This window comes from Ensifer adhaerens (genome assembly GCF_001270265.1).
GTDB classification, from domain to species: Bacteria; Pseudomonadota; Alphaproteobacteria; order Rhizobiales; family Rhizobiaceae; genus Ensifer; species Ensifer adhaerens_B.
The window spans coordinates 57,982-84,551 of sequence record NZ_LGAP01000014.1; the positions used below are offsets into that span (position 1 = coordinate 57,982).

The 26,570-nt window shown below is 63.1% G+C and carries 22 protein-coding genes; 14 read left to right on the forward strand and 8 right to left on the reverse strand.

Features of this window, described 5'->3' with window-relative positions:
- The first annotated feature begins 51 nt into the window (after positions 1-51).
- From AC244_RS19925 to AC244_RS19935, 3 genes are read left to right on the forward strand one after another with little or no spacing between them, the layout of a single operon-like run.
- Positions 52-939 carry a carbohydrate ABC transporter permease gene (locus tag AC244_RS19925; protein WP_053250563.1) on the forward strand — a complete coding sequence of 296 codons (888 nt, stop codon included), beginning with the start codon at positions 52-54 and terminating at the stop codon, positions 937-939.
- Entirely contained in the window at positions 936-1,757 is an 822-nt protein-coding gene (locus tag AC244_RS19930) for a carbohydrate ABC transporter permease (protein ID WP_053250564.1), read from the forward strand. The genes AC244_RS19925 and AC244_RS19930 overlap by 4 nt, the downstream gene beginning before the upstream one ends.
- Positions 1,758-1,777: 20 nt before the next feature.
- Positions 1,778-2,842, forward strand: a complete 1,065-nt coding sequence (locus AC244_RS19935) for an ABC transporter ATP-binding protein (protein WP_053250565.1) — start codon at positions 1,778-1,780, stop codon at positions 2,840-2,842.
- Between the two features lie 20 nt (positions 2,843-2,862).
- Here AC244_RS19935 and AC244_RS19940 read toward each other — a convergent pair whose 3' ends face one another.
- Entirely contained in the window at positions 2,863-3,903 is a 1,041-nt protein-coding gene (locus AC244_RS19940) for a dipeptidase (protein WP_053250566.1), read from the reverse strand.
- 286 nt (positions 3,904-4,189) lie between these two features.
- Here AC244_RS19940 and AC244_RS19945 point away from each other — a divergent pair, with 286 nt between their 5' ends.
- From AC244_RS19945 to AC244_RS19975, 7 genes are all read left to right on the forward strand, one after another.
- Positions 4,190-5,788: an ABC transporter substrate-binding protein gene (locus AC244_RS19945; RefSeq protein WP_053250567.1), complete on the forward strand. Its 1,599-nt coding sequence runs from the start codon at positions 4,190-4,192 to the stop codon at positions 5,786-5,788.
- Positions 5,785-6,798 (forward strand): ABC transporter permease, encoded by a 1,014-nt coding sequence (locus AC244_RS19950; RefSeq protein ID WP_053250568.1) that lies wholly within the window; start codon positions 5,785-5,787, stop codon positions 6,796-6,798. Before AC244_RS19945 ends, AC244_RS19950 begins: the two co-directional genes overlap by 4 nt.
- The gene (gene nikC, locus AC244_RS19955) at positions 6,795-7,697 is read left to right on the forward strand and encodes a nickel transporter permease (protein WP_053250569.1); all 903 of its coding nucleotides are present in this window, start codon (positions 6,795-6,797) and stop codon (positions 7,695-7,697) included. The genes AC244_RS19950 and nikC overlap by 4 nt, the downstream gene beginning before the upstream one ends.
- 3 nt (positions 7,698-7,700) lie before the next feature.
- Complete coding sequence (locus tag AC244_RS19960) at positions 7,701-8,531, forward strand: ABC transporter ATP-binding protein (RefSeq protein ID WP_053250570.1); 831 nt, start codon at positions 7,701-7,703, stop codon at positions 8,529-8,531.
- Entirely contained in the window at positions 8,528-9,268 is a 741-nt protein-coding gene (locus tag AC244_RS19965) for an ABC transporter ATP-binding protein (protein WP_053250571.1), read from the forward strand. Before AC244_RS19960 ends, AC244_RS19965 begins: the two co-directional genes overlap by 4 nt.
- Positions 9,269-9,308: 40 nt before the next feature.
- The gene (locus tag AC244_RS19970) at positions 9,309-10,823 is read left to right on the forward strand and encodes a serine hydrolase domain-containing protein (RefSeq protein WP_053250627.1); all 1,515 of its coding nucleotides are present in this window, start codon (positions 9,309-9,311) and stop codon (positions 10,821-10,823) included.
- A gap of 87 nt (positions 10,824-10,910) precedes the next feature.
- Positions 10,911-11,813 (forward strand): LysR substrate-binding domain-containing protein, encoded by a 903-nt coding sequence (locus tag AC244_RS19975; protein ID WP_053250572.1) that lies wholly within the window; start codon positions 10,911-10,913, stop codon positions 11,811-11,813.
- 39 nt (positions 11,814-11,852) lie between these two features.
- Here AC244_RS19975 and AC244_RS19980 read toward each other — a convergent pair whose 3' ends face one another.
- From AC244_RS19980 to AC244_RS19990, 3 genes are all read right to left on the reverse strand, one after another.
- Entirely contained in the window at positions 11,853-12,719 is an 867-nt protein-coding gene (locus AC244_RS19980) for a D-amino-acid transaminase (RefSeq protein WP_053250573.1), read from the reverse strand.
- Positions 12,720-12,745: 26 nt separating this feature from the next.
- Positions 12,746-13,795 (reverse strand): P1 family peptidase, encoded by a 1,050-nt coding sequence (locus tag AC244_RS19985; protein ID WP_053250574.1) that lies wholly within the window; start codon positions 13,793-13,795, stop codon positions 12,746-12,748.
- 192 nt (positions 13,796-13,987) lie between these two features.
- Positions 13,988-15,004 carry a DUF930 domain-containing protein gene (locus AC244_RS19990; protein ID WP_063934119.1) on the reverse strand — a complete coding sequence of 339 codons (1,017 nt, stop codon included), beginning with the start codon at positions 15,002-15,004 and terminating at the stop codon, positions 13,988-13,990.
- A 614-nt stretch (positions 15,005-15,618) separates the two neighbouring features.
- Here AC244_RS19990 and AC244_RS19995 point away from each other — a divergent pair.
- From AC244_RS19995 to AC244_RS20010, 4 genes are all read left to right on the forward strand, one after another.
- Positions 15,619-16,662, forward strand: a complete 1,044-nt coding sequence (locus AC244_RS19995; RefSeq protein ID WP_053250628.1) for an amino acid ABC transporter substrate-binding protein — start codon at positions 15,619-15,621, stop codon at positions 16,660-16,662.
- A gap of 19 nt (positions 16,663-16,681) precedes the next feature.
- On the forward strand, positions 16,682-17,872 hold the full coding sequence (locus AC244_RS20000) for an amino acid ABC transporter permease (RefSeq protein ID WP_053250576.1): 1,191 nt from the start codon (positions 16,682-16,684) through the stop codon (positions 17,870-17,872).
- Entirely contained in the window at positions 17,869-18,942 is a 1,074-nt protein-coding gene (locus AC244_RS20005; RefSeq protein ID WP_053250577.1) for an amino acid ABC transporter permease, read from the forward strand. Before AC244_RS20000 ends, AC244_RS20005 begins: the two co-directional genes overlap by 4 nt.
- Positions 18,943-19,021: 79 nt before the next feature.
- Positions 19,022-20,230 (forward strand): TIGR03862 family flavoprotein, encoded by a 1,209-nt coding sequence (locus AC244_RS20010; RefSeq protein WP_053250629.1) that lies wholly within the window; start codon positions 19,022-19,024, stop codon positions 20,228-20,230.
- 119 nt (positions 20,231-20,349) lie between these two features.
- Here the strand turns inward: AC244_RS20010 and AC244_RS20015 are convergent, their stop codons facing one another.
- The 4 genes from AC244_RS20015 to AC244_RS20030 form a co-directional block, all read right to left on the reverse strand.
- On the reverse strand, positions 20,350-22,164 hold the full coding sequence (locus tag AC244_RS20015) for an ABC transporter ATP-binding protein (RefSeq protein WP_053250578.1): 1,815 nt from the start codon (positions 22,162-22,164) through the stop codon (positions 20,350-20,352).
- A gap of 733 nt (positions 22,165-22,897) precedes the next feature.
- Positions 22,898-24,901, reverse strand: a complete 2,004-nt coding sequence (gene fhuB / locus AC244_RS20020; RefSeq protein ID WP_082366953.1) for a Fe(3+)-hydroxamate ABC transporter permease FhuB — start codon at positions 24,899-24,901, stop codon at positions 22,898-22,900.
- Positions 24,885-25,766: an ABC transporter substrate-binding protein gene (locus AC244_RS20025; protein WP_053250630.1), complete on the reverse strand. Its 882-nt coding sequence runs from the start codon at positions 25,764-25,766 to the stop codon at positions 24,885-24,887. The genes fhuB and AC244_RS20025 overlap by 17 nt, the downstream gene beginning before the upstream one ends.
- A gap of 5 nt (positions 25,767-25,771) precedes the next feature.
- Positions 25,772-26,551, reverse strand: coding sequence for an ABC transporter ATP-binding protein (locus tag AC244_RS20030; RefSeq protein ID WP_053250580.1), 780 nt, complete (start codon positions 26,549-26,551; stop codon positions 25,772-25,774).
- Positions 26,552-26,570 lie beyond the last annotated feature (19 nt).

Genomic DNA, 26,570 nt, shown 5'->3' on the forward strand with positions numbered 1-26,570 from the left:
CCCTCGCCGGACCGTCGATGTTCCCAAGAAAGCCAGACACAGATCGGTCCGATGACGAAAGCCCAGCAACGCCCTCTTGTCCAGGAATTCAGGCTTCTCGCGACGCCGGTCGTGTTGTTCCTCCTGGTTTTTCTCGGCTTTCCTGCGATCGTCAACCTGATCTATTCGGTCTCCGACGTCTCGTTCGAGACATTGCGCCAACCCGAATTGTCCGGCTTCAAAAACTTCGTCGCCGTATGGAGCGATAGCGCCTTCTGGCAGGCAAGCTGGTTCTCGTTCCGCTTCGGCCTTCTGACCGCCGTGCTCGAATGCGGGCTCGGGCTTTTCCTCGCCATATTCCTGTCGCCGCTGATCGAGCGGCGCAGCTGGCTGATGGCAATCCTGATGCTGCCGCTGATGGTGGCGCCGGCGCTGGTCGGCCTCATGTACCGGCTCGTTCTGCACGAATTCGTCGGACCGGTGCCCTATTATCTCTGGACCTATTTCGGCGCCAGCCTGTCGTTCCTCGGCCCCGGCTCCTCCTTCTGGACGCTCGTCGTCGTCGAGACGCTGCAATGGACGCCGTTTGCCCTGCTGCTGTTCTACATGGCCTATCAAGCGATCCCATCCGAGATCGCCGAAGCCTCGGCCATGGACGGCGCCAAGAGCCACCATCGGCTCTGGTACATCGAGCTGCCGTTGATGCTGCCGACGATCGTCGTCGCCTTGCTGATCCGTTTCATCGACGGCTTCCGCGTCTTCGACAACGTCTATGTCCTGACCGGGAGCGGCCCGGGCGGCTCAACCGCGTCGCTGTCGATCTACATCTACGAAGCGTTCTTCAAACAAGGTGCCATCGGCAAGGCGGTCGCCGCCTCGGTGATCCTGTTCGTCGTTTCCTTTGCCGTGCTCTACGGCCTTAATTTCATTGCCAGCCGGCGGAAGGGAGCAATCCGATGATCACCGCTCTTCGTTGGTTGGTGTTTGCGATCGCCGCATTCGCGATGAACTTCCCGATCCTGGTGACGCTTTCGACCTCGTTCAAGAGCGCTCGCGAGCTGTCGACCAATCCGGGGCTTTGGGTGCAATCGCCGACGCTCGACAATTATCTCGCGGTGTTCCAGGTGTCGGATCGCTTGAACATCTTCCTCTATCTGTTCAACAGCCTCTCGGTCGCTCTGATCGGCACCGTGCTCGCGGTGGCGCTCGCCCTTCCCGCGGCCTATGCGATTGCCCGTGGCCGGCTCGGCGAGCGGACGCTGCTGCCGCTCATCGTCAATCTGCGCGCCGTTCCGCTCATCATCTTCGCGATCCCGCTCTACATGATGTTCCAGTGGCTGGCGCTGCTCGACACCCGTCTTGGTCTCGGGTTGATCCTGACGATCGTCAATCTGCCGCTGGCGCTTGTCATTCTCGTCAACGCCATCCGCGATCTACCGTCCGAACTCGACGAGGCAGCGCTCATGGATGGCGCCAGCCGGACACAGATCCTTTTCAGGGTGATTGCCCCCGTCTGCCGGCCGGCCATCGTCACCAGCCTGATCTTCGGCTTCATCACCGCCTGGAACGAGTTTCTGTTCGGCCTGATGCTGACGACCTCCAAGGCCGTGCCTATCACCGTCGGCGCCTCGTTCTTCTTCGCCGCCAGCGGCGGCGGCGTGCAATGGGGCGTGGCTTCCGCCGTCATGATCGTCGGCGCGCTTCCGCCGGTCCTGCTCGGCCTCATCATGTATCGCCAGATCAGCGGCTCGATGACAGCAGGCGCGGTCAAGGGCTGACCCTTACTTCGGAGACAACCATGGCTACGATTTCGCTCAAAAAGGCCGGCAAGCAATACGGCAACCTGGAGATCATCCGGGAGCTCGATCTCGACATCGCCGACGGCGAGTTCGTCGTCATCGTCGGTCCGTCGGGCTGCGGGAAATCCACGCTGCTTCGGATGATCGCCGGGCTGGAGGAAACCACCTCCGGCCAGATCTTCATCGACGGCCGCGACGTAACGTCGGCCTCCCCGGTCGAGCGCAAGCTCGCCATGGTGTTCCAATCCTACGCGCTCTACCCGCACATGACAGTTCGCCGCAACATGGGTTTCGGCCTCAAGCTTGCGAAGCTGCCCACAGAGCGGATCAAGGCCAAGGTCGAGGCTGCGGCCGAGACATTGAAGCTCACGCACCTGCTCGAACGCTACCCCAAGGAGCTTTCCGGCGGCCAGCGCCAGCGCGTGGCGATCGGGCGGGCGATCGTTCGCGAACCGGTCGGCTTTCTCTTCGACGAGCCGCTCTCCAACCTCGACGCGGCGCTGCGCGTAGACATGCGGCTCGAAATCGCCAAGCTGCATCGCACGCTCGGCGCGACGATGATCTACGTCACCCATGACCAGGTGGAGGCAATGACGCTTGCCGACCGCATCGTCGTGATGAAGGACGGCCGCATCATGCAGCAGGGCAGTCCACAGGCGCTCTACCAGACGCCGGCAAACCTGTTCGTCGCCCAGTTCATCGGCAGCCCGAAGATGAACCTGCTGCCCTGCCGACCGGGCGCAGACGGGCTGGATCTTTCCGGCGAAGGCAGCATTCAATTGCCTCTGTCCGGCCCGGCGGCACCGGCGCACCTGGGCGCCCGGCCAGAGCATCTCTCGCTGGTCCCGCCCGACAGCGGCCATTGCCGGGGCACCATCGAGGTCAGCGAATATCTCGGCGGCAACACCAGCGTCTTCGTGCGCGCCGGCAAACTCGGGCTGATCAATGTCAGTGCACCCGCCGACACGCCCTACCGCATCGGCGAGACCGTCGGCATCAATATCGATGTAGCGAGATCATCCCTGTTCGACGACGCAGGTGCAGCGATCGCAGCGAACCGATAAGGCTCACTGCGCGACCGATCTCACGCGCCCCAGGTCGTTTCCAGCACTCGGATCCAGTTGCCGTGGCAGATTTTTGCCAGCGCTGCCTCGTCATAACCGCGCTTGCGCAGCAGGTCGACCAAGAGCTGCAGGTCGGCCGCGTCCCGCATCGCCGCGGGGATCGTGGTGCCGTCGAAATCCGAGCCGAGCGCGACATGATCGAGGCCGATGCGATTGGCGATGTAGTCGATGTGGTCAGCCAAAAGGTCGAGGCTGGTGTCCGGGTTCTTGATGCCATCAGACCGCAGGAACAAGACGCCGAAATTGATGCCGGCAAGGCCGCCCGTGTCCTTGATGGCGTCGAGCTGGCGATCCGTGAGGTTGCGGCTGTGCGGGCAGAGCGCATGCACGTTGGAATGCGAGGCGACCAGCGGCGCATTGGAAAGAGCCGCGATGTCCCAGAAGCCCTGTTCGTTCATGTGCGACAGGTCGACCATGATCTTGAGCTCGTTGCAGGCCCGGATCAGATCCTTGCCGCTTTCGGTCAGACCCGGGCCGATATCCGGCGACGACGGGAAACGGAACGGCACGCCATAGGCAAAGATGTTCGGCCGGCTCCAGACCGGGCCAAGCGTGCGCAGGCCGGCTGAGTGGAGCACGTAAAGCGCGTCGAGATCGGCGGCGAATGCTTCCACACCTTCGATGTGGAGCACGGACGCGAACACGCCGTCTGCGATCGCCTGGCGGATATCGGCTGCCGACCGGCAGATCTTCAAACGGCCACCGGCCTGGCGCTCGAGGCGCATAAGCAGGCTCGCCATGCCGAGCGTGCTCGTCAGCGCATCCTGTTGATCCGGCGTTGCGAAATCGCCATTGGCATCCTTCTGCATGCTGGGAGAGGCGACGTAGACAGCGCAAAGGCCGCCGGCGAGCCCGCCTTTCTCGGCCCTGACGAGGTCGATATGACCGGAGCTGGCGCCATCAACGAAAAGGGCTTCAGCGTCTGGCTGCTGCGAATGCCACAAGCGCGACAGCACATCGTTATGTCCATCGAAGACCGGAATTTTCGCCTGTGTTGCCAATTGGGGACCGCCTTTCAACCTGTTTACCGGCCACGGCGGCCGGCTGCGCGCGACTCATCGCGCCGTCGCGCGCGACCATAATCATCCGATAGCCCTAGGGGAAAGCCGTCCATCGGCGCAAATGCAAACCATGCATAGGCCTTGCCGAAATCGGAATTGGTCGCGCCCGGCCATGTTGTGCTTAATCCCGGCCCTAACAAGGGAACACGGCTGAGCGTGGGGCAAACTCGCAAAACCTCACGACGGCCGTTCGCATGACGTTAAGTCCGAGAAGGGGATATTTCCGATGATTTCCAGACGCAACCTGTTGATCGGCGGCGCTGCCGTGCCGTTTTTGTCCTATGTCAGCCTGGTGCCGGCCTTCGCCGAAACGCCGAAGGACATACTGGTTGTCGCTCAACAGCTCGACAACATGACGAGCCTCGATCCGCATGAGAGCTTCGAGGCGGTCGGCAGCGAAATCTGCGGCAATATCTACCAGAAGCTGGTTCACCCCAACCTGGACGACGCCAACAAGGTCGACCCGATCCTGGCCGAATCCTGGGAAGCGGATGCCGACAGCAAGGTCTTCACCTTCAAGCTTCGCGCAGGCGCCACTTTTGCAAGCGGCGCGCCGGTGACGGCGGAAGATGCGGCCTTCTCGCTGCAGCGCGCCATCAAGATGAACAAGGGCCCGGCCTTCATCATCGCCCAGTTCGGTTTCACGCCGGAGAATGTCGAAGAGCGCATCGTCGCCGTCGACGGCTCGACCCTCCGCCTCACGCTCGAGCAGCCGGCATCGCTCGCCTTCCTGCTCTACTGCCTCTCGGCCAACGTCGGCAGCATCGTCGAAAAGAAGGTCGCGCTCGAAAACGAAGTCGACGGCGACCTGGGCAATGCCTGGCTGCAGAAGAACACCGCCGGCTCGGGCGAATTCGCGCTGCAGTCCTGGAAGCCGAGCGAGAGCGTCGCGCTGACGGTTAATCCGAACGGCCCCTACAAGGGCAATATCAAGCGCATCATCCTGCGCCATGTCGCTGACCCTTCCTCGCAGCTCCTGATGCTGCAGAAGGGCGACGCCGATATTGCCCGCAACCTCAGCTCAGAACAGTTGCGCACGCTGCAGGGCGACGAGAACTACACGCTCGTGCGCAAGGGTGTCGCCTCGCTCGTGCTGATCTCGCTCAACCAGAAGCAGGCGAACCTCGCAAAACCTCAGGTCTGGCAGGCCATCAAGCACGCGCTCGACTACAAGGGCATGCAGGAAAATATCGTCCCGCTCACCCACAAGATCCACCAGAGCTTCCTGCCCGAGGGCTATCCGGGGGTCGTCAACGATACGCCGTTCGTGAAAGACGTGGCCAAGGCCAAGGCGCTGATGGCCGAGGCCGGCCTGGAAGCCGGCTTCGACATCGTCATGGATCATTATTCCGCACAGCCCTATCCGGATCTCGCGCAGGCGATCCAGGCAAACCTTGCCGAAATCGGCATCCGCGTGCAGCTGCAGGCGGCCGAAAACCGCCAGGTTCTGACCAAGATGCGCGCACGCGAGCATCAGATGGCGCTTTCGGCCTGGGGATCCGACTATTTCGACCCGCACGCCAATGCCGACGTGTTCAACATCAATCTCGACAACTCGGATGATGCCAAGTCGCGGCCCTTCCTGTGGCGCTCGTCCTGGCAGAATGCCGAAATGGCAAAGAAGGCCGAGGCCGCCCGCGACGAGAAGGATCCGGCAAAGCGCATCGCGCTTTATGAGGAATTGCAGCGCGCCCACATGGAGCACAGCCCCTTCATCTTCATGCTGCAGACAACGACCACGGCGGCTTGCCGCAAGTCGGTTGCCGGCATCCGGCTCGGCACGTTGTCGGACGCCCACTCCTATGCAGAGGCGTCCAAGGCTTGAACAAGCGTATCCGAAGCTTTTCCGCCACGTTGAGCAGCGTCTTCCTGACGCTGCTCGGCCTGACGATCGTCACGTTCATGATCGGGCGCGTCATGCCGGTCGACCCGGTGATTGCCGCAGTCGGCGACAACGCCTCCGAGGCGGTGATCACCCGCGCCCGCATCGAAATGGGCCTCGACCAACCGCTGATCGCGCAGTTCTTCCGCTATCTCTGGCAGCTGCTGCACGGCGATCTCGGCATGTCGATCCTGACCCGCAACCCTGTTTCCACCGATATCGCCCGGTTCTTCCCGGCAACGCTGGAGCTGGCAACGGCGGCACTGCTTTTGTCGGCGGCAATCGGCATTCCGCTCGGCGTCTGGGCTGCCGTCCGGCAGGGCAAGCTCGTCGACCAGGCGATCCGCGTCGTCTGCCTCGCCGGCCACTCCGTTCCGGTGTTCATGCTGTCACTGATCTCGCTCTTGATCTTCTACGCGACGCTTGGCCTGGCACCGGGACCCGGCCGCCAGGACGTGATCTTCGACGGCATGATCGATCCGGTCACCGGCCTTTTGACGATCGATACGCTGATCGCCGGCGACTGGGATGCCTTCCGTGATGCCGTGGCGCACATGGCGCAGCCGGTCTGCATCCTTGCCTATTTCAGCATGGCCTATATCACCCGCATGACCCGGGCCTTCATGGTCGATGCGCTCAAGGGCGAGTTCGTCATCACCGCGCGCGCCAAGGGTCTCTCGGCCTCGACCGTCATCTGGAGCCACGCGTTCCCGACAGTTGCCGTGCAGTTGGTGACGGTGCTGGCGCTGACCTATGCGGGGCTTCTCGAAGGAGCCGTCGTCACCGAGACGGTGTTCAGTTGGCCGGGCCTCGGCCAATACCTGACGGTGTCGCTGATGAACGCCGACATGAACCCGGTGGTCGCAGCAACGCTGCTGATCGGCCTCATCTATGTCGGCCTCAACCTCATCGCCGACCTTCTCTATCGTGTACTGGATCCTCGCGTCCGATGATGCTTACGACCTTTCGAAACTGGGCACTGGATGAAACGCCCGCCTCCCGCACCCAGGCCTCCTGGGGCCATCGCTACCGCATCTGGCTGAAGCTCAGGTCCAACCCGCTGGCGATGATCGGGCTGACGATCATCCTCGTCTTCTCCCTGCTCGCCGTGCTTGCGCCGGTGCTGGCGCCGCACGACCCGGCGATCCAGAATCTGGCGAACCGGCTTGCCGCCCCGAGTGCGGCCCATTGGCTCGGCACCGACGAGCTTGGCCGTGACATCTTCTCGCGCATCCTTTTCGGCGGCCGCGTGACGCTCGGCATGGTCGTCGCGGTGGTTGTCCTGGTTGCGCCGATCGGCCTTGCCGTCGGTTGCATCGCCGGCTATTTCGGCGGCATCGTCGATACGGTGCTGATGCGCGTTACCGACGTGTTTCTCGCCTTCCCGCGCCTCATTCTGGCACTTGCCTTCGTCGCCGCATTGAAGCCGGGGGTCGAGAGTGCCGTTCTCGCCATTGCGCTCACCGCCTGGCCGCCCTATGCGCGCCTCGCCCGTGCCGAAACCATGACCGTGCGCCGCAGCGATTTCATCGCCGCCTGCCGGCTGACCGGCGCCTCGCCCTCGCGGATCATCATGCGCCATGCGGCACCGCTCTGCGTGCCGAGCCTGATCGTGCGCATCACCCTCGACATGAGCTCGATCATCATCACCGCCGCAAGCCTCGGCTTCCTCGGCATGGGCGCGCAGCCGCCGTCGCCGGAATGGGGCGCGATGATCGCCACCGCCAAGCGCTTCATCTTCGAGCAGTGGTGGGTCGCCACCGTACCCGGCATCGCGATCTTCCTCGTGTCGCTCGCCTTCAACTTTCTCGGCGACGGATTGCGCGACGTGCTCGATCCGAAGGGAGACTGAACCATGCTGGTTGACATCCAGAACCTTCGCATCGCCTTCGAGAACCGCTCTTCCTGGTTCGGGGCGGGGCGCGGCGTCTCGCTTTCGCTCGGCGCGGAGAAACCCGGCATCGTGGGGGAAAGGGGCCCGGGAAAGGGCCTGACGGGGCGGGCGCTGAGGAAGCTGCTGCCCGCCAATGCCGCCATCACCGCCGACCGCCTTTCCTTCGACGGGATAGACTTGTTGGCCGCTTCGGAAAAACAGATGCGCCAGATCCGCGGCAAGCGGGCCGGCTTCATCCTGCAGGACCCGAAATACTCGCTGAACCCGGTGATGAATATCGGCCGGCAGGTCGCAGAAGCCTGGCGCGCCCACAAGGGCGGCAGCAAGAGGCAAGCGCTCGAGGCGGCGATCCATCTTCTCGACCAGGTCAAGATCCGCAACCCGCGCGAAGTCGCCGCCTCTTATCCACACGAGGTCTCGGGCGGCATGGGGCAGCGAGTTATGATCGCGATGATGCTGGCGCCCGATCCGGAACTGCTGATCGCCGACGAACCGACGAGCGCGCTCGACGCGACCGTGCAGGCAGAGATCCTGCGGCTGATCGAAGAGCTGGTATCCGAGCGCAACATGGGCCTCATTCTCATCAGCCACGACCTGCCGCTCGTTTCGCATTTCTGCGATCGCGTCGCGGTGATGTATTCCGGGCGGGTCATGGAAGAACTGAAAGCCTCGGAACTGCTGAATGCGCGCCACCCCTATACCAAGGGGCTCCTCAACTGCATGCCCTCCCTTACGCATCCCAGGGACCGGCTGCCTGTTCTCAACCGCGATGCATCGTGGCTCACCGCATGATCGACGTTGAAAATCTCCGCATAAGGTTTGGCGACCGCGAGGTCGTCAAAGGTGTCTCGTTTTCGGTAAAGAAGGGCGACAGCTTCGGCATTGTCGGCGAAAGCGGCTCGGGCAAATCCACGATCCTCAGGGCGATGGCCGGGCTCAACGAAAGCTGGGAGGGCCGCATCGCCTTTGGCGGAGAGCCGGCTGCGCTGAAGCGCCCGCCGGGCTTCTTTCGCCGGGTGCAGATGGTGTTCCAGGACCCCTATGGCTCGCTGCATCCGCGCCAGACGATCGATCGTATTCTCAGCGAGTTGCCGCTGGTGCACGGCATGGACAACATCGACAAGCGCATCGTCCAGGCGCTTTCCGACGTGGCGCTGCCGCAGGCGGCCCGCTTCCGGTTTCCACACCAGCTTTCCGGCGGCCAGCGCCAGCGCGTGGCGATCGCCCGGGCGCTGATTGCCGACCCGCAGGTGCTGCTGCTCGACGAGCCGACGAGCGCGCTCGACGTTTCGGTGCAGGCGGAAATCCTCAACCTTTTGTCCGACCTTCGCGAAGCGCGAAACCTCACCTACATTCTCGTCAGCCACAACCTGGCCGTCATCGCCCATCTCTGTGGTCAGGTTGGGGTCATGCTGAACGGCGAAATGGTGGAGCAACTGAGTGCGCAGGACCTTCGAGCGGGCAAGACAAGCCATGCCCATACGACCGAACTGCGCATGCTGAGCGTCGGGTTGGAAGAGCCCGCCTGACTTCGCCCCCTTGGTGACAACAAACGCAATGGAAGACAACATGCCGGCACATCTCGATTGGCACGCCGCATCTGCTACCGCCGAAGGTTTCGCCAGGCAGTGGGCGGAGAACGAACCGGGCGGCGCGATCGTCGGCTTCGATGACAGCGGCATCCGCTTTTCGCATGCGCGCGGCGTCGAGAGCCTGGCGACGCTCGCGCCGTTTTCGGCCGAAAGCGTCGTACGCTATGCCTCGGTCACCAAGCATTTCTTCTGTGCCATGGTTCTTGGCCATGACGACATCATCAAGCTCGACGACCGGCTTGGGCAGCATCTGCCAGAACTCGCCTCGCCGCTTGCCGACGTGACGGTCGGCCAGGCGCTCGACATGAGCGGCGGCCTGCCGGACACGCGCGAATGCCTGTCGCTGCTTGGCCTCTCCGTCTACACGGAAACCCAGGCCGCACCGCTTCTTGCATTTCTGGCGCGGTTGCGGCGGCTGAATTTCGACGCCGGCAGCGAAGTCTCCTACTCCAACACCGGCTATCGTCTCGTCGAGGCGGCGCTGGAGCGTAAAGGCTTTGCCTTCGACGACTTCATCCAGAGCGATGTTTCTGGGCCGCTCGGCGTGGCGTTCAAGGCGCCGGACGTCTGGAACGATCCGGTAAAAGGCCTGGTGCCGGGCTATTGGCATAACGGCGAGCGCTGGCAGCTCTCCGCGGCCGGCCTGCATATCTCCGCTTCCGGCAGCCTGACGGGTAGCGCCAATGCGCTCGTTGCCTGGCTGCAGGCATTGACGCGTGGGCAGGGCCATTTCGAAGGGGTGCTGGAGAAGTTGAAGGCCACACGCTTCCTGGCGGACGGACGGCCGAGCGGCTACAGCCTCGGCCTGCGCCTGTCGACGCTCGGCGACCGCAGCTTCGTCGGCCACGGCGGCTCGCATCCGGGCTACAAGACCTACTTCCTGCTCGACGCAGAAAGCCGGTCGGGCTTGGTCGTCGTCTCCAACCGCGAAGACACGAACGGCCACAAGATCGCCCTCGAAAGCATGGCCGCGCTCACCGGCCTGCCGCTGCCGACACAGGCAACCGGCATTCCCGACGGTCTCTATGTGACGGAACAGGGTCCGTGGTGGCTCGAGATCAAGGGCAGTGTCTGCACCTATCTCGATGCCGACGACACGCTTTACGACGACGGCGACGGCTGGGTATCGTCGCGCTCGGCCTCCTCGCCGATGCGGTTGCTGATGGAGGGATCGGCGCTTGTCGGCGAGGCGGGCCATGCGGCGCGACGCTTCCTGCCCGTCACCGGGGAACAAGCGGTGCCGACATCTCTTTCTGGAACGTGGCAATCCCCGGAAGGGACCGAGTTCGAGATTCGCGACGGGGCGGTGCTGATGGGCGTCGGCCCGGTGCGTCACACGATGCCTCTCACCGCGCTCGGCAACAGCCGTTTCCTGTTCACCCTCCATGACGGTCCGTGGACGAAGCGTGTCTGCCTGCATATCCTCGACGATAGCAGGGTGGAACTTGTGCTCAGCCGCGCGCGGATGATGGAATACCGCCGTCGCGGCTGATTTTTCTTGAAGCATGCCCAACTGTGCCTAAAAGAGGTCAGGTTACCGCCGCAAGGCGGAAATTGACGCTTTTCAGGAGTGCATGCTTTGGAAATCAAGTGGCTCGAAGACTTTCTGGCGCTGGCGAGCACGCTCAATTTTTCAAAGGCAGCCGACGAACGGCACGTCACCCAATCCGCCTTCAGCCGCCGGATCAAACAGCTTGAAGCCTGGGTCGGCGCGAGCCTTGTCGACCGCGCCACCTACCCCTCGCGGCTGACCGAGGCGGGCCAGAAATTCGTACCGGTGGCGCAGGAGACCCTCAAGCACCTCTACCAATCCCGGCGCAACCTGCAGAAGGAAGAGGGCTCGGACGCCAAGACGATCAAGGTGACGGCGCTCCACACGCTCTCCTTCACCTTCTTTCCCGACTGGATGAACCGGATTAACAGGAAGGCCGGCCCGGTGTTCTCGCGCCTTCGCCCGGATTCCGGCAGCATGGAGGAGAACCTCAACTCGCTGGTCGACGGCTCCTGCGACTTCCTCCTGACCTATGCCCATACCCAGGTGCCGCTGCTCCTTGATCCGCAGGCGTTCGAACACCGTTCGCTCGGCCACGAAAAGATCATTCCGGTTTCGGCACCTGATGAAACCGGGTCAGCCGCGCACGTGCTCGAAGGCGGCGCAAAGCCCTTCCCCCATATCAGCTACGAGAAGTCGTCGTTCTTCGGGCAGTTGCTGGGCGAATTGGTCGGCGCAGACCTCCCACCGTTTCAACGGGTACATGAAGGCAGCATGTCTGTCGGCCTGAAGGCGATGGCGCAGGCCGGTTGGGGCATCGCTTGGGTGCCGGAAAGCCTGATGGTGACCGAGCTTGCCTCCGGCGCACTGGTCCGCGCCGCCGATCCCCGCTGGGATATCAGTGTCGAAATCCGGCTCTACCGCGCCAAGGACAACCGGCGCCCGGTCGTTGGACGCATCTGGCAATCGCAGGAGGTTGTGGCGGCCTGATCGCGCGAGAGACGGGGCCGCCAAGTCCGGAACGCAAGCCTAGATCGCCGTGCGGCGGGCGTTTTCCATATAGAGTTCACGTAGCCGCTTGACCATCGGCCCAGGCGTGCCATCGCCGACAGGCTTCCCGTCGATGCGCGTGACCGGAACGACGAAGTTCGACGCACTTGTCAGGCAGGCCTCGCGGGCACGCAGCGCTTCGTCTAGCGAAAACGGCCGCTCCTCGATCGTCAGTCCCTGCTCGCGGGCCAATTCCAGTGCGGCAAGTCGCGTGCAGCCGGGCAGTGTCGCATGGCTGTTGCCGCGGGTGACAATCCTGCCATCGTCCGTGACGATATAGGCGGTGGAGGACGCGCCTTCCGTCACAAAGCCGTCCTCGATCATCCAGGCTTCGTCGCAGCCTTCGGCCTTGGCGATACGCTTCGCCATCACCTGCGGCAAAAGACACACGCTCTTGATATCGCGTCGCGCCCAGCGCTGGTCGTCCACCGACTTGACGGAAACACCCCTGTCGACCGCCGCCACGTGCTCGAGCGTCTTTGCCTGGGTGAAGAGAAGCAGCGTCGGCTTGATCTCTCCTGAAAACAGGAAGTTGCGATCCTCGGCACCACGCGTCAACTGCAGATAGACCACCCCCTCGACGAGTTTGTTTTCCCGCACCAGCCGGCGCTCGATCTCGACGATTTCGGAAACGGACACCGGAAGCGGCACGTCGATCTCGCGGGCGGAGCGTTCGAGCCGCGCCATATGCAGCGCGCTATCAATGAGCTTGCCTTCGAGCACTGCGGTCACTTCGTAGATCCCGTCACCGAACAGGAAGCCGCGGTCGAAGATCGAGAGATGCGCCGTGTTCTCGGAAACGAACTCGCCGTTCAGATAAACGATACGGCTGGTCGGGTTGGGCATGGTAACTCCGTCTGAGGGAAAAGAATTCAGGAGGCCTTGAGGGCCGCGAGCCGGTCGAGCGAGATCGCCTCCACCGAACTGGCCTTGCCGGCGGCGGCGTTGAAGCCGCTCATGGATTGCGCCGCAACCAGCGAATTGAGGATTGCCTCTTCGGTCGCTTCGATCGTCGCTTCGAACAGCGGCGACATCAGGTCGTTCGGCATGTCGGGATAGCTGGCGATCGCTGCGCGCCGTTCCCGCGTGCGACGGACAGCTTCAGCGGCCGAGAACGCCAACGCATAGTCGCCGGAGCCATTGCTGAGGGCGGCACCGGTGCGGGCCAGGCCGCCAAAGGCGCGTTCGGCCAGACGCTTGAGGTTGCGCGCCGACAACGGCGCGTCGGTGGCGACGACGATGACGATAGAACCGTCGCGATCATGGCTGGACGGCGCATCGTAGGGCTGGCCGCAGATGAGCAGGCGGCCGCCGTAATTGGACTGCACCAGCACGCCGACAGTAAAGATTTCGCCCGCGGTCTTGACGCGGCGCGAACTGGTGCCGATCCCGCCCTTGAGACCGAAGGCGACCGTTCCGGTGCCAGCGCCGACGGCGCCCTCTTCGACCGGGCCGGGTGTTGCGGCGGCAAGCGCCTTGCCGATCTCATCGATCGTCGGGCGACCGGCGCGGATATCGTTCAGCCGGGAGTCATTGGTCTCGCCGACGACGGCATTGAGCGACACGACCTTTTCGTTGCCCTGCTGGGCCAGTGTAAAGCGGTTGATCGCCTCAATCGCCCGCCCGGTCGCCAGCGTATTGGTCAGCACGATGGGCGTTTCGATCTCGCCCAGTTCGGCGATCTGGGTGGAGCCGACAAACTTGCCGAAACCGTTGAGCACCGCCAGCGCCGCCGGCACCTTGTCCTGGAACAGATTGCCCGGGTGGGGAAAAATGGCGGTCGCGCCGGTGCGGATCCTGTCGCCCTCGACGATAGTCGCATGGCCAACGGCGACGTCGGTGATCGCGTTCAACGAACCGGTCTCATAGACGCCGGGGCAGAATCCGAGATCGCGAAGCCTTTGACGCGTGTTTGCCGACATGTAGCCTTTTCCCCGTTCTGCCAGATGGCGATCCGCCGCAAACGACCGTCGCCTTATTTGGCTGGAAGCTACTCTCCCCCGCGACAAAACGGCATCGCAAAAATGGAATAGTTCTATGAGAAGTCCGCAAGACGATGGGATACGTCTTTGCTCATCGTGGCCGCAGACCTCCGACGCCCCGACAAAGCAGGTCTAGTTCGTCGGCAGCTTGCGGCTCTTCCAGGCCATTTCCGGCACGATGCCGCCGATCGCATAGCTGAACGAGATAACCTCGACCGTCTCGAGGTCGACCTTGCACTTGAAGTCGACGTCGTACCAATTGCCCTTGCTGCGATAGGCTCCGCCGCTCGCATCGATCTGGTCCTTGCCGATAAACCCGCCGGATGGCCCGAAGGGCACGAGCATATCCGGAAAATCCTTTGGCCGCTGTCGGCGGATCTGCTCCAGGGCTTCAATGCTGCAGAGCTGGAGTATGCGCTTCTTGACTGGCAGCTGACCCATCGCCTGCTTGACGCGCGGATCGGCCACCGACTTCTCAGAAAAAAGCTCCTCGGCCTCGACGAAACGATCGGATGGCAACTTCGCCTTCGCCTCGGCCTTGCCATCGGCTTCGTCGCTTTTTTCCTTGTCGTCGGTGGGTTTGCGCACCGGCACCGGATCGGCTTTAGGCACCGCGTTGTCGGCATCCGCCTCGACAGCTGGCCTCTTCTCGGCAGCGCTTTTCTCGCCATTGGCAGTGCTCGAAAGGACTGCAAGCTGCTGCGGCGCAGGTTTTTCCGTCTCCGGCTGCTTCTGCGCCTTCGCCTCCACTTTCTCCGCCTTCTCCGTGGCATCGGCCGCAGCCGCTTTCTTCGGCTCGTTCACCACATCCTTTTTTTCGGCTTTTGCGGTGGGCGGAAGCTGAGCGACTTTGGCCTCCTGCTTGGTCTTGGCGGCGGCCGATTCGAACGCCTGCGGCTGCTGGCGGGCGGGCGCCCGCTGGGGCTTCGGCTGTTCCTTCTTCGGCTGAGCTTCCTGCTTGGGCTTTTCTTCCTGCTTGGGCTGCGGTGGAGATACGATTTCGACGTTGATGCTCTGCTCGCCCTGCGGCTTGGGCGCTTCATCCGGCAAGTGAAACAGCACGAGAACGATCACAAGCAGGTGCAAGGCCACCGAGGTCGGCGCGCCCCATCTGATCTTCTCCCACCATTTTTCGGAAAACAGCTGCATCGCCTACGAGATAATGGACCAGAGGGGCGGAAGCTAGGTGTCCGCAAAATCTGACGAAATTATTGCATGGTCGCCCCGGGCATTGGACTGCAGCACGTTGGCTTGTGGCGCAGACGGAAGGCCGAGTTGGAAACGGGACAGCTGTTTTTTGTTCTGCTTGTGGGCGTGCCAGTGATGGCGCTCGCCATGCTCTGCTCACTATAGCTGATCTGCGTCATCAAGCGTCCACTCCTTGGAATTGTTGGATTGGCCATCATCAGTGCGACGTATTGCTACGGCGAAGGCCATGCTCTCTTGCTCCTCGTGCCGGGGATCTTCGCCTGCGTTGCAGCGACGAGAGGACCTGGAAAGCCCCTCTCGAAAAGAATGCGAAGAGCTAAGCCCTCGTCGTCTCACCACCCTTAGCTAACTTTGTGGGAAGTGGCGGCCGCTTCGTCTCCGAGCTGCCATCCGCGCCATTTTCCGTTCAGATCGGAAATTTCTTCCCGCAACGGCGGAGATTCAGCACATTTATCCCTATTCTATAATTTCTATAGATTTAAAACTTACTTCAGTTGCAGCCCAGGATTTCACGGGCGGCGCGACGGACGAACATCATGGCCAGGAGCCTCTTCATGCAGCGAAATTCTATCGGAAGCAGATTTTTCACAAAGGCATTTGCAGCAACAGCGGCCCTCACCGCAGCCCTGATCGCCTCCTCGGCACTTGCGGGCGAAACCCTCGACAAGATCAAGGCGCGTGGCCTCATCAAGGTCGGCGTCGGTACCACTCCGGGCTTCTTCACGCCGGATAGCAATGGCCGCTGGCAGGGTTTCTTCGTTGATTTCGGCCGCGCACTTGCAGTCACCGTCTTCAATGACGCCGAGAAGGTCGAGTTCACCAACTCGTCGCCGCAGCAGCGACTGCCCGCCCTGCAGTCGGGTGAATTCGACATCCTGCTCTCCGGCGTCACCCAGACCGTGACCAGAGCGTTCAAGCTCGGCTTCCATTTCGGTCCGGTGGTTTTCTACGACGGCCAGGGTCTGCTGGTGCGCAAGGATCTCGGGGTTTCCAAGGGCGAGGAGCTCGACGGCGCAACCATCGGCGTGCAGAGCGGCACGACCGGCGAACTCAACATCGCCGACTTCTTCCGCAAGAGCGGCAAGGCCTTCACACCTGTCACGATCGAGGAAACCGGCGAGTTCCTGAAGGCGCTCGATTCCGGCCGCGTCGATGCCCTCACCCAGGACGCCACCGACCTTGCCGCCAAGCGCACGCAGCTTACCAAGCCGGATGACTATGTCCTTCTGCCCGAGCGCCTGTCGAAGGAACCGCTGGCACCGGCCATCCGCGCCGGCGACGACCAGTGGCTGGAGATCGTCAACTGGACCGTTTACGCCACGATCCAGGCGGAAGAATTCGGCATCACCCAGAAGAACGTCGACAGCTTCCTCACCAGCGAAGATCCGGGCATCAAGCGCTTCCTCGGCGTCGATCCGTCACTCGGCGAAGCCATCGGCCTCGATCCGAAGTTCGCCTACAACATCGTCAAGGCGGTCGGAAACTACGGCGAGATCTTCGATCGCAACGTCGGCGAGGGCACGCCGCTCAACTTCGACCGCGGTTACAACCAGCCCTGGACCGCCGGCGGCCTTCTCTATTCGCCGCCGTTTCGTTGAGCCGTTGCCGGTATCTGCGATGACATTCACTCTTCGACCGGGCCCGCAAGGGCCCGGACTTCCCTCCCGATTGCGCACCTGGCTCGGTCCCTCGCCACTTCAACAGGTTCTCCTGTTTGCCGGTGTGCTTGCGATCTTTGCACTCTTCGGCTCCAACACCGTCGACAGCATGCAACGCATGGGCCTCACTCCGGGTTTCGACTTTCTCTTCCATCAGGCGAATTTCGAAATCGGTGAGAGCGTGCTTCGCTATTCGGCCGGAGACACCTACGCCCGCGCGCTTGCGGCCGGCCTTGCCAACACTGTCAAGGTCGCCGTCGTCGGCTGCGTGCTCGCCACGGTTCTCGGCGTTGCCCTTGGCATCGCCCGGCTGTCGGGCAACCTGCTGCTGGCAACCTTCGTGCATGGCTATGTCGAGCTGGTGCGCAACACACCGCTCTTGCTGCAGCTCTTCCTCTGGAGCGCGATCATCCACGCGCTGCCGCCGCCACGCGGCGCCTATGCCTTCCTGGAAAGCGTCTATCTCAGCAATCGCGGCGTCTATGTCCCGTCCGTTTCGCTGCAGGGGCTTTCATGGGCGATCTGGCTTCCCGCAATCCTATTGACGGCGTACGGATCGCTGTCGCTTGCCCGGCGCCTCCTGACCGGCGCCACGTTCTACCTGCCGAAGGCCACCTTGACCGTCCTCGGGTCGCTAGTCGTCTGCTACCTCGCGCTCACCTCTTTCGGCCTTGCGGCCACGATCGATCTGCCGACCAAAGGCGGCTTCAACATCAAGGGCGGCCTCACACTGACGCCGGAGTTCTTCGCGCTTTTGATCGGCCTTGTCGTCAACGCGTCGGCGTCGATTTCCGAAATCGTGCGCAGCGGCATCCAGTCGGTGAAATCAGGCCAATGGGAAGCCGCACGCGCCCTCGGCTTGAAACCGGCGCAGATCATGCGTCTTATCGTCCTGCCACAGGCGTTGCGCGTCATCACGCCGCTGATGATCTCGAGCTTTCTCGATCTGACGAAGAATTCCAGCCTCGCTGTCGCCATCGGCTATCCCGATATCGTCAGCGTCGCCAACACCACCGCAAACACCACCGGCCAGGCACTCGAAGCGATCTGCATCATCGCCACCGTCTATCTCACCCTGAGCCTTTCGGTGTCCGCACTTATGAACCGCTACAACAGCCGCATCGTCCTTCGCGGGGAGACACGGCGATGAGCCACATCGAACTGCCGCCACCCGCCGCGCCGGACTGGCACCGCTGGCGAAGCGGCCTCTTCGGCGGCTGGGGCAACAGCCTCATCACGCTCGCTGCCTTCGGCATCTTTGTCTGGCTTCTGCAACCTTTCCTCCGCTGGGCAATCTTCGACGCGGTATGGACGGGAACGGCAAAGGATTGCGCCGTCGATGGCGCCGGCGCCTGCTGGGCGTTCATCGGCGCCAAGCTGCGTTTCATCCTCTTCGCGTTCTTTCCGCCGGACCTGCAATGGCGTCCCGCCCTAGTCGTTGCAACCGTGCTCAGCTTGCTGTTGTTGTCCGCCCTGCCCCGTTTCTGGAGTTTCAGGCTGGTGCCGCTATGGATCGCGGCGCTCGTCTTGAGCTGGCTGCTGATGGCGGGCACGCTGACGCCTCCTCAGGTATCGACCAACAACTGGGGCGGGCTGCCGATCACCCTGGTCGTCTCGATCGCCGGCCTGGCCTTCGCGTTTCCGATCGCGCTTCTGTTGGCGCTCGCCCGGCAATCGAGTATGGGCATCGTCCGGACCTTGGCGATCGCATTCATCGAAACACTGCGCGGTGTGCCGATGATCGCCGTGCTCTACGTGGCCATGCTGATCGTTCCCCTCGCCCTGCCGAGCGGCGCTGCCATCGACAAGCTGTTGCGCGCGCAGATCGGCGTGACGCTGTTCTTCTCCGCCTATCTCGCCGAAGTCATTCGCGCCGGGCTGCAGGTGGTGCCCTGGGGGCAGCGGGAAGCAGCGCTTTCGCTTGGTCTTGGCTATACCCAGACGGTTCGCCTTGTCGTCCTTCCCCAGGCGCTGCGCGCCGTCATCCCGGCGATCGTCAATCTTTCGATCGGCATCGTTCTCAACACGTCGCTGCTGGCGGTGATCGGCATCTACGACCTCTTGAATGCGGCCAAGACCTCGGCTACGGACCCGACCTGGCTCGGCTTCTATACCGAGGCCTATGTCTTTGCCGCAGTGGTCTACTTCGTCATCTGCTTTACCGGCTCGCGCTACAGCATCTGGCTCGAGAAACGCCTGAATGCCGCCGCCCGGCATTGAAGCGGCATTCGCCCGCCTTGCGCGAGATGCGCTGACGGGCCAAGAGTGACTGCTACGGAATCGGATGCCGGACGGGCGCATGAAAAGAAACGAAATCGCGATCATCGGCGGGGGGCCGAGCGGGCTGATGGCGGCAGAAATCCTGTCTCTGCAGAACCATTCGGTAACGGTCTACGACAGCATGCCGACCGTGGCGCGCAAGTTTCTGCTTGCCGGCAAATCGGGCCTCAACATCACCCATTCCGAAGATTTCCCGCGCTTTGCCGGTCGCTTCGCGGCCTCATCGGAGCGATTGCGCGCAGCGCTCGACGCCTTCACACCCGCGGATGTGCGCGCCTGGGCGGAGGACCTCGGGACGGAGACCTTTGTCGGCTCTTCCGGCCGGGTCTTTCCAAAGGTGATGAAGGCTTCGCCGCTGCTGCGCGCCTGGATCAAGAGGCTGGAATCCCAAGGCGTGCAGATCCTGACACGACACCGTTGGACGGGCTTTGAGGGTCAGGCGCTGACCTTCGACACGCCGGATGGGCGCCAGGTCGTTCGCAGCGATGCGACGCTTTTGGCGCTCGGCGGCGCAAGCTACCCGCGGCTGGGATCGGATGCCAGCTGGCTCCCGGCTTTGAAAGACAAAGGTGTCGATGTCGCCGACTTCCGCCCCGCCAATTGCGGTTTCGACGTCGACTGGAGCGAGACGTTCGGTGAGCGTTTTGCCGGAGAGGCGCTGAAATCCGTGACGGCAAGTTCAGAGGCGGGCACGATCCCCGGCGAATTCGTCATCACCCGTCACGGCATCGAAGGCAGCCTCATCTATGCCCATACGGCACAATTGCGCGATCGCCTGCAGGCGCAGGGGACGGCAGTTTTGACCATCGATCTTGCGCCTGGACGAACCGGCGACCGGCTGGCCAAAGACCTTGCGCGCCAGGACAGCAAGATGAGTTTTTCCAATCGCCTGCGCAAAGGCGCTGGGCTGGAGGGGGTCAAGTCGGCGCTGCTGCGCGAGATTGCCCCCGAGGCGCCACGCGCCGATCCGAATGCGCTTGCCGAACGCATCAAGTCACTGCCAATTGCCGTTCTTCGTCCCCGCCCCATCGCCGAGGCGATTTCATCGGCAGGCGGTGTGCGTTGGAGCGCCATGGATGACGCCTACATGCTCAAGGCGCTGCCGGGCATTTTCGTCGCCGGTGAAATGATCGACTGGGAAGCGCCGACCGGCGGCTATCTGCTCACCGCCTGTTTCGCCACCGGCCGCGCCGCCGCGCGCGGCATCGACGCATGGCTGCGCCGGTAGGTGTCGCATTCACAAGATTGCGTCGATGACGCCCCGGCCAAGGAAAGCGAAACGCAAGACGCCGGCACACTCATGTACCGGCGTCCGTGCATTTCACCGTTTGCGGCTTGCACCTGACCTCAGCTGTCGTTGAGCACGAGGCCCTTGGTCAGTTCCAGCGCCTGCCGCTCGAACAGGCCCCGGTAGATGCCGCCGTCGAGGCGAATGAGCGCCTCGTGCGTGCCCTCCTCGGCGATGCGGCCGTGGCTGAACACCAGCAATCGGTCGAGCGCGCGCACGGTCGACAGCCGATGGGCGATCACCAGGGTGGTGCGCCCCAACATCAACCGCTCCATTGCCTGCTGGATCAGCACTTCCGATTCCGAATCGAGGCTCGAGGTCGCCTCGTCCAGAATGAGGATCGGTGCATCCGCCAGGAAGGCTCGGGCGATGGCGATACGCTGGCGCTCGCCGCCCGACAGCTTGACGCCACGTTCGCCCACCAGAGTGCCGTAACCTTTCGGCAGCGCCGTGATGAAATCGTGGGCGCTCGCAAGCTTTGCCGCCTTCTCGATCTCCGCTTGCGTGGCCGTCGGCCTGGCATAGGCGATATTCTCAGCAAGCGAGCGGTGGAACAGGATCGGCTCCTGCTGGACGATCGCGATCTGTTGGCGCAGCGAAGCCTGGGCAACGCCGGCGATATCCTGACCGTCGATCCGGATCTGGCCGGACTTCAGGTCGTGCAGGCGCTGGATCAGCTTGACGAAAGTCGTCTTGCCCGAGCCGGAATGTCCAACAAGGCCGACACGCTCACCCGCAGGAATCGTCACCGAGAACCGATCATAGAGCGGCTTGCGGTGAGCGCCGTAGTGGAAGGTCACATCGTTGAACTCGATGCGACCATCGGTGATCCGGATCGGCTTTGCATCGGCCTTGTCTTCGATACCGAGCGGCTGGGCGTGAATGTCCACCAGCTCTTCCATATCGTTGACGGACCGCTGCAGGTTGCGGATGTGCATGCCGACTTCACGCAGGTAACCCTGCAGGATGAAGAAGGAAGTCAGCACGAAGGTGATATCGCCCGCTGTCGCTTGCCCGCGCGACCAGAGAAACAGCGCAAAGCCGATGACCGCCGCCCTGAGGACGAGCAGTAGCGCACCCTGCGTCGTACCGTTCACCGTTCCGCGCACCCAGGTCCGACCCGTGCGATCCCGCCATTTGGCCAGAACCTTGACGAGCCGGGCATCCTCGCGCTTTTCGGCGCCGAAGCCCTTCACGACGTTGTTGCAGCTGACCGCATCGGCAAGCGAGCCGCCGAGCTTGGTGTCCCAGCTGTTGGCCAGACGCGCCATCGGCGCGACGTAGCCCAGCGACAACGTGACCGTTGCAGCGATGAAGATGAGCGAGCCCACGCCGATGATGACACCCATCATCGGCCAGTACCACGCCATCAGAGCGGTCGAGCCGACCAGCATGATGACCGACGGAAACAGCGCGATCAGCAGCGTGTCGTTCAACAGATCCAGCGCCCACATGCCGCGCGTCACCTTACGCACCGTCGAGCCGGCAAAGCTGTTGGCATGCCAATCGGACGAGAACCGCTGAATGCGGAAGAAGGCCGCCGAGGCGATGTCGGACATCATCTTGAGCGTCAGATCGACGACACCCATGAAGGTAAAATGCCGGAAAATGATGGCGCCGAGCGACAAGGCCGTCATCGTCCAGAACGCAGCAAGTGCTGCATCCCAGGCCACCTGGTCGGAGGCAGCACCGGTCACGACCGCGTCGACCAGCCGACCGGAGTAAAGCGGCGTCAAGACATCCGCGAGCGTCGAAAACAGAACGGCGCCGAGGATGAAGCAAAGGCGAAGCGGCTGGCGCTTCCAATGGACCCAGGTGAAACCGAGAACGCTGCGGAACGCACCGCCACGCAAGGCGAAACGAGTAAAAGCCATAACGATTGCCCAATGCCAAAAGCACTGGCCTCAAAATTCTAGTCAATGAAACATGCCGAGAAAGGGAAACGATTTTCCGATCGGCATCAATGGATTGGTAGCTTCCGCATCAAGGGAAGACCAAAGTCAGCGAAACAGGTCCTGACTTGAACAGCTAAAGAGCGCGAGTGCTCTCAAGCGTCTACTTCAGAACTGCACGCCGCCCCGTAGGGAGAAAGAATAAGCTGGCATCTGAAACCTCCCTGATCTGTTGCCGGAAGTCGGGTTATAGGCGAATCGACCGCAACCGCCAAGCGAGGAAATCTAGCCATGCCGCCAAAGCACAACCGGTGCGGCTCGTTTGCAACAGTGTACAGGCCGCGTCAGGGTTTACGGCGACACGGTCTTCATAGCAGAGTAAACAGTCGGCCGATGGCGGGATCAACCCGCCGGGATGACGATAATGAGGGAGGGACCCCGCGCGCATGCTTCCCAAAGGGAGCAGGCATTGGTTGTGGTGGCGTGAAGTGTTGAAGGTCCGGTTCGTCATTCTTGCGGCATTGCGGCTGCTGGCACTTGCCTGCGTCACCATGCTCGTGTCCGCGGCTCAGGCGGCCGAAAAACAGGACCTGGTGGTCGTCACCTCGTATCCGCCGTCGTTCTTAGAGCCGCTTCGGCAGGCGTTCGAGAGCGCGAACGCCGATATCCGAATGTCGACCGTTCAGCGCAACACGGCAAGCGCGACGCGTTTCGGTCATGCGGGTTTCTCCGTGCGATTGAGCAGCCAGATGAGGTATGGCCCGCCGACCAGCGAGGCAAAGAGCCCGACGGGCAGCTGGTAGGGATAGATAATCAGCCGCGACAGCCAGTCGGCGCCGGCAAGCAGCCCCGCGCCCAGCAGGATGCTCGCGATGAGATGCTGAAGAACGCGCTGAAAACCGAGCAGCCGGGCGACGTGCGGCGCCACCAGTCCGATCAGGCTGAGGGGTCCGACGATGAAGCAGGAGACGGCCGTCAGCAGCGCTGCGAACAGCGCAATCAGCAAACGGCTGCGGCCAAGCGCCAGACCGAGCGCACGACCAGCGTCGTCGCCAAGCGGCAGGATGGCGAGCCAGCGCGCAAAGAACGGCAGCGGCGCGATGAGGGCTATCGCCGAGACGACGGCGATCCAGGCTTCGAAGGCGCCGACACGATTGGTCGACCCGGAAAGCCAGGTCAAAAGGACGAAGCCGCGCATGCCGCCGCTCGATAGCACGACCGTCACCAGCGTCATCGAGAAGGCTCCGATCGCCACACCCGCCAGCAGCAAGCGCTCCGGGCTGAAGCGGCTCTGCGCACTGATGACGAGCATCACAAGGAAGGCCGCAAGACCGCCGAGCGCCATGCCCGTGAGCATGATCGGCGGTGCGGCGAATGGTGCAAAGAGCAGCGCGATCGTCAGTCCCGCACCGGTGCCGGCACTGACACCCAGCACCTCCGGGCTTGCAACCGGGTTTCCCGTCATCTTCTGCATCAGGAAACCTGCGGCGGCCAGCATGGCGCCCGCTGCACCCGCTGCGACCGTGCGCGGGCCGCGAAAGACGAGCAGGTCCTCAAACAGGCGGCCGGTCGCGACCATCCAGCCATCGGCGTCCCGGCCGATGACGACAGCGCCCAGCACAAGCAGGAGGACACCGACTGCAAGCAACGCCAGCGCCAGATACGGGCGGCGAAGTTCGCGAGCAGGCGCAGCAGCAACGCGCCCAGGCCCTCCAAGGGGTCCGCGTATGCGCGACAACAGGAAAAGCAGAACGGGTCCACCGAGCAAGGCGACGGTAGCGCCGGCCGGAGCGAGATCGGAAAAGCCCGGAGACAGAAGCTGCATCGCGCAGTCGGTAACAAGCAGAAGTGCGGCACCGGAAAGCGGCGCCGCGAGAATCATCTGCTTCATGGTGCGGGCACCCAGCATCCGGGCGATTGCGGGCGCGGCCAGACCAAGGAAACCGATGACGCCGACTTCTGCGGTGACGGACGCCGACAGCCAGACGGCCAGGGCCAACACGCCGAGACGGGCGAAGTTGACAGAGAGCCCGAGGCTCGAGGCACCGGCATCGTCGAGGCCAAGCAACGTCAGCGGCCGCAGCAACACAGAGGCGATGGCGAGGCCGACAACAAACCGCGGTGCAAGTGATAGCACCGTGCTCCAGTCCTGTTGCGCAAGCGATCCCGCTCCCCAGATGAAGATCGACATGGCGTATTCGCCGCGCGCCAGAATGATCGCAACCGCAAGCGCCGATGCCATAAGGCCAACCATCATGCCGGACGGGGCAACGGCCACCGGATCGAGCGCACGCCGCCAGTTGAGGCCGACGACGATGGCAACGGCGGCAATCCCGCCTGAGAAAGCCACCCACTCCCGCGAGACGTCCAGTGCCGCAGGCGCAAGACCGACCGCCGCTGTCAGCGCAAGCTCGGAGCCGGACGCGATCCCGAGCGTCGAGGCGTCGGCGATCGGATTGCGCAGGATACGTTGCAGCAGCACGCCGGAAAGGCCGAGCGATGCGCCGGCAACGATCGCCACGACGAGGCGCGGTAGCAGACTATGCCAGAGGTAGAGCTGGTCGAGCCTGGCGGTCAGCTCGACGCTGCCCGGCGCCTGCGGACGCGTCAGAAGAACCAGGGCAACCGCGCAGATGGAGACGAGTGCAACGCCGGCGCGCGCCAAGTTTGCCCAGGGCCGACCCGGAAGGACGGCGCCACGCCTAACCGTTCCGTGCATTGAGCATCCCTTCGACCAGCAGATTGGCAAAACGCAAGGCGGCGGGAACTGCGCCATAGGGATTGACCGAACCGAGCGTCAGCACGCGCCCGCCCGCCACCGCCGGCAGGGCATTCCAGAAGGCGCTTTGTTCAAGCCTTCGAAGCGCATCGAGCGGATGGGGCGGAATGAGAACGATCCAGGCATCCGGGGCGGCAGCCAGTGCCTCGATGCCGACCGGAGCATTTGCGGAATAGCTGGTGGCATCCTTCCAGGCATTTTCGAGGCCGAGCCGCGCCAGCACATCGCCGAAGATGCTGTCGGCGCCGAAGGCGCGGAAGTGTCGGGCGTCACCGAGATTGATCGGCATGACGGCTCTGCCATCGCCGCCTCCGAGCCGCTGGCGCAACCGTTCCAGCTCGGCCCGCGCCCCGTCGACGAAGCGCGCAGCGTTATCGAGCTTCAACCGTTGGCCGAGCGCGAGGGCGGCGCTTTCCGACAGCGCATAGGGAGATTGCCCTGAGACATAGACCGAGTGGGTCTCGACCGGGGCGATCCGCGACATGCGTTCGTTCGCCCACTGATAGAAATTGGAGTTGACGATGAGATCGGGCGCCGCCAGCCGCAAGGCTTCGAAATTGGGCGTGCCGCGCAAGCCAAGATCGGCGACCCCTGCGGGGATCTCAGGTTTGACGGCGACCTCGCGAAACTGCAAAAGTTCCGTCGCGGCGACGACATTGGCCCCGATCGCCAGCAGAGTTTCCAGAAGCGCCCAATCGAGCGTCGCGACCCGCACACCCGCTTCCGCTCGCAGGCTACGCGGTAGCAGGGCGGCCGCGGCACCGAGCGCGAGAAACTCTCGTCGTGCAAGTCGTCTGCCGTTCATGCGCATCAAAGCAGGTAACTGACGGGGTTGCCGGTCGCCGGATGGGCAAATACGCCCATCTGAACGCCGAAGATCGCCTGCAGCACATCGGTCTGCATGATGGCATCAGGCCCGCCGCGATGGGCGATGCGCCCCGCATTCAGCGCGAAGAGTTCGTCGCAGTGGCGCGCGGCGAGATTGATGTCATGAAGCACGATGACGATGGCGAGCTGCCTTTCCCTCGCAAGGGATTGCAGAAGCGACAACATCGAGGACTGATGGGCGAGGTCGAGTGCCGACGTCGGTTCGTCCAGCAGCAGGCAGCGGGCATCCTGGGCCAGCATCATCGCGATCCAGGCACGTTGCCTTTCGCCACCGGACATGTTGGCAACCGGACGGTCGGCAAAATCGCCGAGTTCGGTGCGCGCAATCGCGGCATCAACCAGCGACCGGTCATGCGCTGTGAAACGACCAAGGGCCCCATGCCAGGGAAAGCGGCCAAGCGAGATAAGTTCGCGCACCGTCATCCCGTCGGTTGCGGGCGTGAATTGCGGCATGTAGGCGACCTTGCGCGCGAAGGCGCGCCCCGGCCACTCGCCGAATTCCTTGCCCTCCAGTAGGACGCGGCCACTCTCCGCCGTCAGTTGGCGCGCAAGGATCTTGAGCAGCGTACTCTTTCCCGATCCGTTCGGACCGACCAGTCCATAGATCCTGCCGGCTTCAAGCGAGAGATCGATCCCCGCCAGAATGCGCTTCGAACCGATGGAATGGCGGACATCGGAAAGGGCAAGCAGCGGTGACGACAACGATTCGTTTCCTGAGAGC